The 10,651-nt window shown below is 67.9% G+C and carries 7 protein-coding genes; all 7 read right to left on the minus strand.

Annotated elements, in window-relative coordinates; translation table 11 throughout:
* Positions 1-1,179: 1,179 nt before the first annotated feature.
* The 7 genes from H7I57_RS32260 to eccE all read right to left on the minus strand — a co-directional run bounded on the left by H7I57_RS32260 (position 1,180) and on the right by eccE (position 10,400).
* Complete coding sequence (locus tag H7I57_RS32260) at positions 1,180-2,193, minus strand: conjugal transfer protein (protein ID WP_264028479.1); 1,014 nt, start codon at positions 2,191-2,193, stop codon at positions 1,180-1,182.
* A gap of 3,178 nt (positions 2,194-5,371) precedes the next feature.
* Positions 5,372-5,701 carry a hypothetical protein gene (locus H7I57_RS32280; protein WP_264028483.1) on the minus strand — a complete coding sequence of 110 codons (330 nt, stop codon included), beginning with the start codon at positions 5,699-5,701 and terminating at the stop codon, positions 5,372-5,374.
* Positions 5,698-6,366, minus strand: a complete 669-nt coding sequence (locus H7I57_RS32285) for a TraM recognition domain-containing protein (protein WP_264028484.1) — start codon at positions 6,364-6,366, stop codon at positions 5,698-5,700. The genes H7I57_RS32280 and H7I57_RS32285 overlap by 4 nt, the downstream gene beginning before the upstream one ends.
* Positions 6,367-7,570: 1,204 nt before the next feature.
* The gene (locus H7I57_RS32290) at positions 7,571-7,837 is read right to left on the minus strand and encodes a hypothetical protein (protein ID WP_264028485.1); all 267 of its coding nucleotides are present in this window, start codon (positions 7,835-7,837) and stop codon (positions 7,571-7,573) included.
* Positions 7,838-7,894: 57 nt separating this feature from the next.
* Positions 7,895-8,089 carry a hypothetical protein gene (locus tag H7I57_RS32295; protein WP_264028486.1) on the minus strand — a complete coding sequence of 65 codons (195 nt, stop codon included), beginning with the start codon at positions 8,087-8,089 and terminating at the stop codon, positions 7,895-7,897.
* A gap of 16 nt (positions 8,090-8,105) precedes the next feature.
* Positions 8,106-8,690 (minus strand): FtsK/SpoIIIE domain-containing protein, encoded by a 585-nt coding sequence (locus H7I57_RS34025; RefSeq protein WP_443678350.1) that lies wholly within the window; start codon positions 8,688-8,690, stop codon positions 8,106-8,108.
* Between the two features lie 30 nt (positions 8,691-8,720).
* Entirely contained in the window at positions 8,721-10,400 is a 1,680-nt protein-coding gene (eccE, locus tag H7I57_RS32305) for a type VII secretion protein EccE (RefSeq protein ID WP_264028487.1), read from the minus strand.
* Positions 10,401-10,651: the final 251 nt, after the last annotated feature.

The following is a 10,651-nucleotide window of genomic DNA, read 5'->3' on the forward strand; positions in this document are numbered from 1 at the left end:
TGGGCGGCCAGGTCACGGTAGTAGGCGATAGAGGAGTCGGTGTCCTTGTCACGGCCGAGTGCGGCGTCGACCATGCGCCGCCACGTGCCGCTGGGGGTGCGCCCGGCCAGCCCGTAATCCAGGGGCAGGCTCAGCCAGTAGATACGGCGGCGGGCNCGGTGNCCGGCGATGGTGGGTTCCCAGCTGCGGCAGTGCTGCACCCAGGGCCGCGCCGCCTCGGACACGCCCTCGGGCACGGTCGCGCCGGGGCGCAAATCGGGGTGGCTGTACAGCATTTTGCGGACGGTGGCGCGCGGGGCCACCGGNACCGTCAGGCCACTGATCGACGATCCCGACGGCAGCGCACGCCACAGCTCGGCGTGCTCAGCAGCCACCCGGTCCTGCCACTCTTCGGAGAGGAAGATGAACGGCTGTCCGGANAGCAGATAGTCGGCGTAGACCCCGTGCGGGGTCAGCCGCAGGTTGCCGATCGCGCGCAGCGGGGCGGGCACAGACATGGCAGGACCCTTCTTAACGGGGAGGGCGGTGCGATGAGATGACCTGCGGGCGCAGGTTTTCCCACCACCAGTGGGCGCGGGTGCGCAGCGACGGGCGGGTNGCNGGCAGCTTCGACAGCAGCCACACCGCAGCCACCGTGATCACCACGCCGAGGATNAGGATGCGGAACGCNCTGGCCCCGTTGGTGATGTTGGCCGTCACCAGCGAACCGGTCACCACGAAGCCCAGCACCGCGGCGATAGCGTCGGGGGCGCGCCATTTCTCCTTGAACGGCAGCGTGAATCCGTCACCGGAGTCGCCCAGATGGATGGGCAGCGAGCGTTGATCGGAGTAGATCTTGGCCGAGGTGTCGTTGCCCATGCGCTCAGCGATCCCACACGCTGTCGACGCGGACCGGATTGCGGATGCCGGAGTCCTCGGCTTCCTGGGTGAGCGCGGAGGCGATGCCGACCGAGAGCCCGATGAGGACCGCGAACACGATGGCACCGATNTCGGCGGTGATGGCCGCCCCGGAGCCNTCTTTGAGCTTGCGGATGGCCGATCCGGCGCCGATGACCAGTGCGGCGAGTGCCAAGAAGCCCAGCACCGCCAGGCCGAGCTTGTTGCCGGCCTCAAAAAGGCCCGACGCCGCGAGTAATTCGGTATTCTCTGCCATATTCGTCTCGCCTTTCTTGAGGTGCGTTAGCTATGTGGTTTGGCTACCGGATCGGCTTCTGATTGACCGCCGACCTGTGGCACTAAGTCTATGGCCGCCACCATCCAGGTCCCGCCGCTATTTTCCAGCGTCAGCGGGTACACCAGATTCACNGTGGCAAACTGCGAGGTTTGGGCGACGACTGTGGCCCGCACATGCANTTGCTCTCCCGGCGCCGGCGCTTCGGGCACGCTGCGACTGGTGGCCGCNGAGGAAACCACCGCGCTTTGGTAGCCGCCGATCGGGCGCAGGGGGGCACCGGCAACCACGTAGCGATCCAGGCCGTTGGTGGCGGTGAGGTAGGTGCGGATGAATCCGGCCACCACGGCGAACACCGGGCTTTCGGGGCCTAGAGCATTGCGGTAGTCGAGCGCGAAATCCGCGCCCGGGCCGGGATCGTTGATCTGGGCCGGGAAGTCCAGGGCGCGTGGCTGNCGGTTCCACAGCGACACCGGCACCTGGTAGAAGGTGCGGGTCGGTTGGGCCGAGGCGTAGGGGCGTTCGTTGACCGAGATGACCGCGGTGTAGAGCTCGGTGTCATCGAGGGTGCCCATCCGCAGCACCGGGCCCACCTGGGGCGCGGTGATCACCGCNGCCGGCGTCGAGGGCAGCGCCAGTCCCTGCTCGGGCAGGGTGATGAAGCGCGCCAAGCTGTCGCGCTGATTCACCGTCGCCGTGCGCCAGGCCNCCACGAAGTCCGAGGCGAACGCGCCGACAACGCTTTGTTGGTTGCGTTCACGCTGAGCGATCCCGATGAAGTCAGGGCGATCGGGGGCGAAGAACACCTTGCAGCCCGCGGCGGCGCCGAAGACCGCGGCGGCGACCAGGGCGANNACNCCGGCCCGATGGGCGCCACCGCGCCATCGGCGGAGACGCCCTTGCCAGGTTTTCGACAGTGCCACAGTGGTCTCTTTTCTTAGGGCTGGTAACCGAGAAACTTCAATGCGCTCATCGCGAACGTGTTGTCCGAGACGCCCTTGCCAGGTTTTCGACAGTGCCACAGTGGTCTCTTTTCTTAGGGCTGGTAACCGAGAAACTTCAATGCGCTCATCGCGAACGTGTTGTCNACGGGGTCGCTGCCGTTGTCGGGCACGGTCAGATCCGGATACNGCTCAGGGTTCTGCGGTGTTTCCGACAGCGGCCCGCCACCCTCGCCGAGCAGCGATTCCACCAGCCCCGGCTGCGCCTCAGGCAGGGCAGCCGGATCGGTGGCCGGCAACGGTGAGGCAGGTGGGCGGGAGGTCTGCAAGACCACCACGCTGACACGGGAGGCCAAGACCCGTCGCGGCAGCGCGGCGGTGACCGGGCCGTGGGCGTTCCCGGTGTCCTGAGTGAAGATGTCAGAGACCACGTTGCCGTTGAGGAAGATGTATTGCAGCCGCGTCACCACCCGATGCTGNACCGGGCCGTGGGCGTTCCCGGTGTCCTGAGTGAAGATGTCAGAGACCACGTTGCCGTTGAGGAAGATGTATTGCAGCCGCGTCACCACCCGATGCTGGAGCCATCGGTCCTGTCCCCCAGGNGTTTTCGCCACCCATCCCGNCGTGACCTCGACACCGGAGACCATGTAGCTCTTGCCGAAGTCGACAGTGAGGACCTTGCCTTCGAGGGCTTCATCACGTGAGCCGCGGGCGCACACCCACGCCGAATCGGTGGCGGTGTCGGTCAGCGACTGCGCTGAGGTTGACCCGGCTGCNCCTTGCCTTCGAGGGCTTCATCACGTGAGCCGCGGGCGCACACCCACGCCGAATCGGTGGCGGTGTCGGTCAGCGACTGCGCTGAGGTTGACCCGGCTGCACACGGGGCGCTGGCGGTGAAGGGAATGGACTGATCCTGAGGGACGGTCGGGGCGGCGGAGGTAGGAACCGGCTGCGGCTGGGCCACGGGCGCGGCCGCAGCCGCACTGTCCTGACGGGGCGCGGCAGGTGCATCGGTGTCGCTGAAGGTGACCAGCGCGGCGACGATGGCGCTCACCGCCACGACCAGCCCCGCCCCCAGCGCCACGGCAGTGCGTTTGGCGCCCGCGTCGGCGCGGGCCACCCCGGATTCGTCGCGCTCGGCGGTCAAGGCTGCTGCGGTGTCGAGATGCACGGGCGGCACCTCGTCAGCGATCCCGGCGCCGGACTCCAGCCGCGGATCGGTAGGAGCCTCGGCCGAATCGTCGTACTGCTCAGCTTCGGGCTCAGGCTCAGGCCCGGGCTCGGGCTCGGGTTGGGCAGCGTCGAGGTCGGCCACGCCTGGCTGCATCGTCGCGGCGGTGGGCACCGCGGCCGGGTCGGGCCCGCCCATCAGGTCATCGACCCAACTCTCATCGGTGATGATCGGGGTATCAGCCACGGTGCTCGCCCTCCACGTCGGCGTCGATCACGGTGGGCGGAGGCCGCCACGCCACCGGCGCGGGCCCCATCCACACCGGCAACAGCACCCACCCGCCGGGGGCCTGCGGCGCCCANCCCACCGGTCGTGGCGGTGCNGTGACAGCGGGGGCCACCCGCCGGGCCGGCGGCAGCGCCGGCATCAGCGGCGGGGGNGGACGCCGGCGAGCCNGCACAGCCTTGGCNACGACCACCGCCACGGCGAGTAGCACCAGAAGCGGGGCGAGNTTGATCACGAGCTGCANCACGGCGAGAACGGCGACCGCCGCGAGGGCGGCCAGGACGGCAAACAGGGCCAGAAGAATCTTCATGCGGGCAACCTAACGTNGGCATATGACATATATCGGGGGTGAAAATTCGCTGGCCGACTTTGCCAATCGGGTGCGGTAAGTTGGAAAATATGACGGTNCCCGCCGACGGCGTTCCCCGGCTTATGCACTTCGTCGACGCCCGGCTGGCCAAGCTGCGGATGTCGAGGGAAGAAGCCAACCGGCGAGGCTTCCCGAACTTCAGCACGTTGGCCGCGGTGCGCGACCGCGATACCCAGAACACCCCCCGAGTGCGCACNCTGCTGCGCATCGATCGCACTCTGGGCTGGCAGCCCGGCTCGGCGGCGGTCGTGCTGTTGGGCGGCTATCCGCTGAGCATCACCGCACGCGCCACCAAAAACGTGCGGCTCCAAGAGCAGGCCGCGACGCCGCTGACCGNNGACGACATCGCCGATCGGCTGCTCACCCAACTCCACGAGGAAATCGANCGCGCGCACGACGACCTGCGCGCGTTCGACGATCGGATCAACCGTCTCTACGCCGCACATGACCGGTTGGCCGAGGAACTGCGCGTTGACCGCAGCCTGGTCGAGGAGTTCGCCGACCGCGACGTCGCCGCCGAGAGTGTGCAGCGCTGAGGCGCCGGCGGCGCTCACCATCGCGGCATCCNCTCNCCNTGNTCGGGCAGCGGGCGGGGCTCCACCACCGGCGGTCCGGTGATCTCGTAGGGCCCCAGAATCTCGGCGGCATCCTCGGGGCTCAATGCGGGCTCTGCTGGAGTCAGCGGCCACCACTGATCTGAGCCGGGGATCGCCAACCAGCCCTCGGCGATGCCGTACACGCCGGCGANCACCGGAGCTGCAGCCAGTTGGACACACAGCCACGGCACCACCACCATCTGACCGAACGTTGGTGCAGGGTCATACAGAGCCAGGATCGGCGCACCGAGTGCAACCCCCGACCACAGCAGAGCAGCGATCGGAAATGACCGCAGAGTCTGCGGAAACAGGTTCACCAGAACGGACTTGATCGCTACGCCGGCCAGCCAGCCCAACGGAACACACACCGCAGGCGACTTGGCGGCGCGCAGAATCAGCGGCGGTAGCGAGGTGTCGTCATGCGGATCGGGCAGGGCGGCCACGGTGCTGCGCTGACGGGCGCGGACCCGGCGGCCGAGCTGCTCGGCGCGGCGCCGCTGGATCAGCGACCACCCCTGATGACGGGCGACCCACGCCCGCCGCACCTCATCAAACTTGTCGCTGGGATCAGCCATACTCTGACCCTAAAACGCCCCAAAGGGTCGCTCGTGCACTATTTTTCCGGCTNCCCACGCCCGCCGCACCTCATCAAACTTGTCGCTGGGATCAGCCATACTCTGACCCTAAAACGCCCCAAAGGGTCGCTCGTGCACTATTTTTCCGGCTGCGCGCGGCTCTCCAAGCACAGCGCAGCGACTGCTGTCAGCAGTCCTGCCCGGCAAGCCCGGCACCGGAAATAGGGCTGCCCTCCGCGCGGTGGACTACCCGCCAACGCCTTTAGCTGGCAGCCGGGTAGCCCTCGCCGCGGTCGCACATCACCGGAGTGGCCCGCGCGTCTAAGAAGCGCTGCGCGGCTTCGAGATACACCCGGGCATAGCGCAGTTGTCGGGAGCTGACATCGGCGGCCAGGAGCACCGTGGCGGCCTCATCGCGAGCCGAGAGGGCGTACTGGCGGCGGCGATGCGCGTCGACACCCATCAAGATTGCGTGCTGAAGATCCCTGCGTGCTCGCGCCAGAGCCGTTGCCGCGGATGCGGACACGTTCAGTGACCGCAGCGAGGTCTCCTGCGACGCAGCGGGAATCATCTGTGCACCAACGGTCGTCATGCCGTCGCCGCCGCGTCGAGGCCGCTGAATCGCTGGCGGCCACCGCTGCTGTGGTGGAGCCGCGCTGCCCGCAGTTCGTCGAGGTACTTCACGAACTCGGTCCAGTCGATAAGGGTGACCATGCGCCCGGGGGTGCCGCGGATCAGCAGCCGCGCGAACGAGTCATTGGGTGGCATAAGTTCCTCTGGCTCAAGGGCATTGCCGAAGGTGCGGCTCGTCGACGTCGAATCCAGGCTGTGGTCGTAGGACAGNGCGAACGAGTCATTGGGTGGCATAAGTTCCTCTGGCTCAAGGGCATTGCCGAAGGTGCGGCTCGTCGACGTCGAATCCAGGCTGTGGTCGTAGGACAGTTGGCTGCGGGTGGTCTTGCCGCTCCAGAACGACGCCGACTCCATCAGGTCCTTCTCATGGGAGCCGTACATCAGCAGCGACGCCGGAACGACAGCGCGAATCGCCGCCCCCTGCAGCGGGCCGTAGATCGCGTCGAGCTGCTCGCCGGCCTGGGCGGCNAAACACAGCGAGACCCCCAGGCCGCGGGACTCGGCGATGTATTGCGGCAGCCGCGGCAAAGGCGTGTTGGTGATCTCGTCGAGAAACATGCCCAACCGGGAAAACTCGTCCCACTGAGCGACTTTCACGCGCTGGCGGTTAATCAGCTGATCCATCAGAGTGATNGTTGGTGATCTCGTCGAGAAACATGCCCAACCGGGAAAACTCGTCCCACTGAGCGACTTTCACGCGCTGGCGGTTAATCAGCTGATCCATCAGAGTGATTGCCTGCGCGGCGACCGTGCCATCAAAGGGTGTCAGCAGATAGATGGTGGCGTTGGGGTCCTCCAGGAACTCCTCATCGAGGACTGGCAGGCCTCTGTCGCGTTCCATCGTCTGCAGCCAGGCAGTCAGGACCTTGGTCACGGTGATTTTGACCGAGTCGCGCTGCTTGGCTTCCATGCTCAACACGCTGCGCACGCGGGCCTCGAAGTAGCGGTTCGACGACCAGACAGCCGCGGTCACCCAGGAGGCATCAGTGCTCATCTGCGGCGAGGTGGGCCAGGGGTTGGGCAGGGTCACGTCCTCGGCAGCCTCGATCACCCAGTCGATGCCCAGCCCCAGCCCTTGCGGACTCGCGGCCAACAGTAGGCAGGTCAGTGGGGCGAACGCCAGGTCATCCCACGGGCCGGGGTCACTGCCGCGAAAGGAGCTGCCCGACAGCGCGACCGCCGAGGTGCTCAACAACGTGCGGGCGACGGCCTTAGCATCCTCAAGTCCGGTGATCCATGCGGTGGGATCGAACCGGTACGGACGCAGGTCAGCCGGATAGTACGGCGCAGCGATGGGCCGCAGATCCAGCAGCGCGGCAGGCCCGTAGCGCCGCGAGGCCACCATCTGCATGAGGTCGTCCTTGGAGGACGACACCACTGCTGGGCCCGGCCACAGCNGGCCGCAGATCCAGCAGCGCGGCAGGCCCGTAGCGCCGCGAGGCCACCATCTGCATGAGGTCGTCCTTGGAGGACGACACCACTGCTGGGCCCGGCCACAGCACCGCCGACTGCGCCAGCCACTTGCGGGTCTTGCCGGTGCCCGGCGGGGCGAACGCGCCGATATGCGGGGCGGTCTCCAGCGGCACNAGTCGGCCGCGGTCGTCGTGGACCCAGCCGGCGAACGGGGTCACCGGTGGCCGATAGCCGCCGGAGGCGGCCGGTGTCGCACTCATAGTTGGAACAGTAGGGCGGCCGCGGTCGTCGTGGACCCAGCCGGCGAACGGGGTCACCGGTGGCCGATAGCCGCCGGAGGCGGCCGGTGTCGCACTCATAGTTGGAACAGTAGGGCTGTCGCAGGGGTGCTCCGTGCACTATTTTCGGGCGCTGGTTAGTCCTGCCGCGGTGAGACGTACTCCCCGGCGCGCACGTCAGGCCCGATCTGGACTGCGAACTGCAGTTGGTCGGCGGTGTACATCCAGCCCGCATCGGTCCAGGTGCGCGGAACTAGTTGCGCCACAACAGGTTGTGGAAGACCGCACGCGGCGGCGACATCAGCGATCGTGAACTGAGCGTGCTCGCTATTGATCGGCACCGCCGCTTTGCGGCGGCGAAACGACTCCAAACACAGCGGCGCGGCGAGCTGCTCATCGGGCATGGATATAAGGCTACGGCCGACCGGGGTGCCCGACAGGCACAAAATGCCGAACGACCATCAGATCGTCATGAGTCGAGACGAGAGCGCGGGCGCCACATCGGCAGCGGTGAACAGCCGCACGGGTCCGGTGATCGCACCGTCAGGCGTTCGGACATAGCCAAGGCCCGGAGGGGACATCGGCAGCTGCCACGCCTGGGGTCCACCGAGGGCGTCCCTGGAGGTCTGCGCCGTCGCGGTCCGCAGCGCAATCACGACGTCGCTGGTTGCCTCAAAGGGGGGCCGACCCAACCGGGCACCAGCTGCGAACTTCGAGGTCTGCTCNGTGCTCGACATGAGGAGCCGGACACGCTTGTCGCGGCCTTCGTCGGCGATGCGCTGCAGCGTGCCCGCCACTTGTGGGTGCGACCCCAGCAGCTCGTCGCTGGGGTTGTCCTGCGCGCTGATCTAGCGCGGTCTCGACCTGGGTGCACCAGGTGTCCCAGTTCGCCGGAGGGTCGGCTGCGCGCCGGTAGCCCGCGTAGTGGGCGACGACGTGGGGAGGGCGGGCAGTGGCGTTTGCGGCGATGCCGTTCTGCGTGTCGGCGATCGCGAGCTGCACGCGGGTCGGCGGATACAAGGTGCACACGCTCAGCGCAAGAGACTGCAGCGCTGTGGTTTTCCCAGCGATGCCCACGCAGAGCGCGACGTTGGCGTGATCGCCGAGCTCAATCGACACCGTCGAGTCGGGCGCGTCCACTGGCGCACCGACCGGGATCGTCAGCACGTCATCGTCGGCGCGGCGTCGCCACCCCGGGCGCGGGTCGAACGTGTCGAGCTCAGTGACGTCCAGGGCGTCCAGAAGGCGCCTACCCACCCCAGGCCGGAGAATGTGTCTGCGCAGCGCTCATAGGCCAAGCCATGCCTGTTCCTGGTTGAAAGCCACGATGGCGACCTCGACGGTGTCGCGGGCGGTGCTGATCCGCACCGATTCCCGCGAGATCTGCTGAAAGTGGATGTCCCCGAGGGTGATCACGGTGGCNGACAATCCGGTGGGCGGNGCAATGAGGGGCCGGTCGTTGACGATGATCGAGGGCACGAACTCTGCGGGCCGGCGGCGGTCGACCACGGCGATATTGGGTTGGGCCAACCTCGCCCACCGGTTGGGTTGGCTGGAATAGATGGCGATCCGCTCCCCCACCGCGGCGGCGCGGATGAGCAGCTGGCGCACGTAATACTCGCTGGTGTCCATGNCGATGCGGGTNGCCTGCTGNGGATCGGTCAGCGACAACATGACCAGATCGTCGCGCTGCACCGGCGGGTCTGCGCGGCGGTCATCGCGCAGTGCAGCTCCCACCAGAATGCCCGTCGAGCCGATCGGGATCTCCAACGCGCTGGGCTCCCCCANCGGGCGCGCGGGGATGTCGAGGTGGCCCGGACGCGCCGTCGGGGCCGGCCGCAGTGCGGCGGAAAACTGGTCACCGGGCAACGTGTTGAGATACAGCGTCGGNGGCTGCTGAGGGGGCTGCGGATCGTTGGTGCGCACCGTGGCCGCNATCATCACCGGGCCATCGCCGTCAGGGGCCTCCACGTAGCGGCGTTTNAACAAGNTCAGCGTCAACACCACCTCGTCGCTGCGCAGCGCCCACATCTGATGCAGTGACGCGGTGGTGATGTCCTCGGGTGAGAAGTAGTACGTCGTNAGAAACCCGGGGTGGCCCTTGATGGTGCGCCAGCCAACCTCGTTGCTGACCTTGCTGCGCCGCTGCGCTGGGCTGCTGGAGCGAAAGGGCACCGGGTCGGCCGGGCTGTCGGTGCCCTCGATGACCGGGGGCGCCGGNGCCGGCTGCAGCCGNGNGCCCAACCGGTCGAGCGCGGTGTCGAGCTCGGCGGCGGTCAGNGCGGTGGCGCGGATGTCGCGCTCTAACAGGGCATTGATGATTCGCTCGGTGGCGGCGGCGGCNGCAGCCCCGACCGATTGCCGATACTGCAAGCCGGGCNCCGAGNTTCGGATGTCGAGGCGCACCACGAACTGCATGGTGCGCTGCCCGGCCGCGGGCCGGTCGGCCAGCAGAGTGCTGTACAGCGGGGGGTATTCGTTGCCGCGGCGCACGCGGTGNCCGGCGGGCACGACGTCAATGGCCGCCAGCTGAATCCCGCCGGGCTGGTCAAGCAGCTCGGTCAGCACCTCCAGCGGCAGCAGNTTGCGGGTCAGCGACACTGTGGAGCCGCGCAGGAACGTCAGCGAGTAGGGTTTTCCGGTCACCTCGATCATCGTGAGGGCTTCGTAGGCCTCGACGCGCACACCGCACACGATGTTGCCGTGGGGCACATCCACGGCCGCAGCCGCCGCCGGGTATTTCCCGCGCCGGGAACGACGCCAGCGNCGCNCGGCNGCCAGCCAGCCCGGCACGTTGCGGCGGTGCACNGTGGGTACCAGCAGCAGCAGCGCCACGGCGGTGATCACCGCGGCCGGCCACCATCCAAACCGCGCCGGCGGTAGACCGATGAATGCCACCAGGGCAACGACTTCGAGCGCGACTACCACCGGTGTTCCGGCGCGCACGCCCACGGTGCGGGCCTTCATCGCANCCTCCGTCGCATGCCGACGACCGNCACGGCGACNGCGGCGACGAGCAGGACCGCGGCGCCGGCGAGCAGGGCGCTGTTGCGCGGNCGATGATCCGGTCCCGGCGGGGGCGGAGGCACATANAGGTCGGTGCTGAGCCGCTCNACTGGNTTCGGATCGCCCAGCGGCACATCGAAGGTCAGCGCCGCTACCGGATCGACCACGCCGTAGCCGACCTGGTTGTCGACCCCGCGGGCCGGATTGTGGGC

The sequence above is a fragment of the Mycolicibacterium pyrenivorans genome, assembly GCF_025821625.1.
Classification (GTDB): Bacteria; Actinomycetota; Actinomycetes; order Mycobacteriales; family Mycobacteriaceae; genus Mycobacterium; species Mycobacterium pyrenivorans.

Bases quoted from the DNA above. Each gene is read 5' to 3' on its own strand.
- H7I57_RS32280 (WP_264028483.1), bottom strand. From the start codon at position 5,701: ATGACGACCGTTGGTGCACAGATGATTCCCGCTGCGTCGCAGGAGACC.
- H7I57_RS32290 (WP_264028485.1), bottom strand. From the start codon at position 7,837: ATGCCCGATGAGCAGCTCGCCGCGCCGCTGTGTTTGGAGTCGTTTCGC.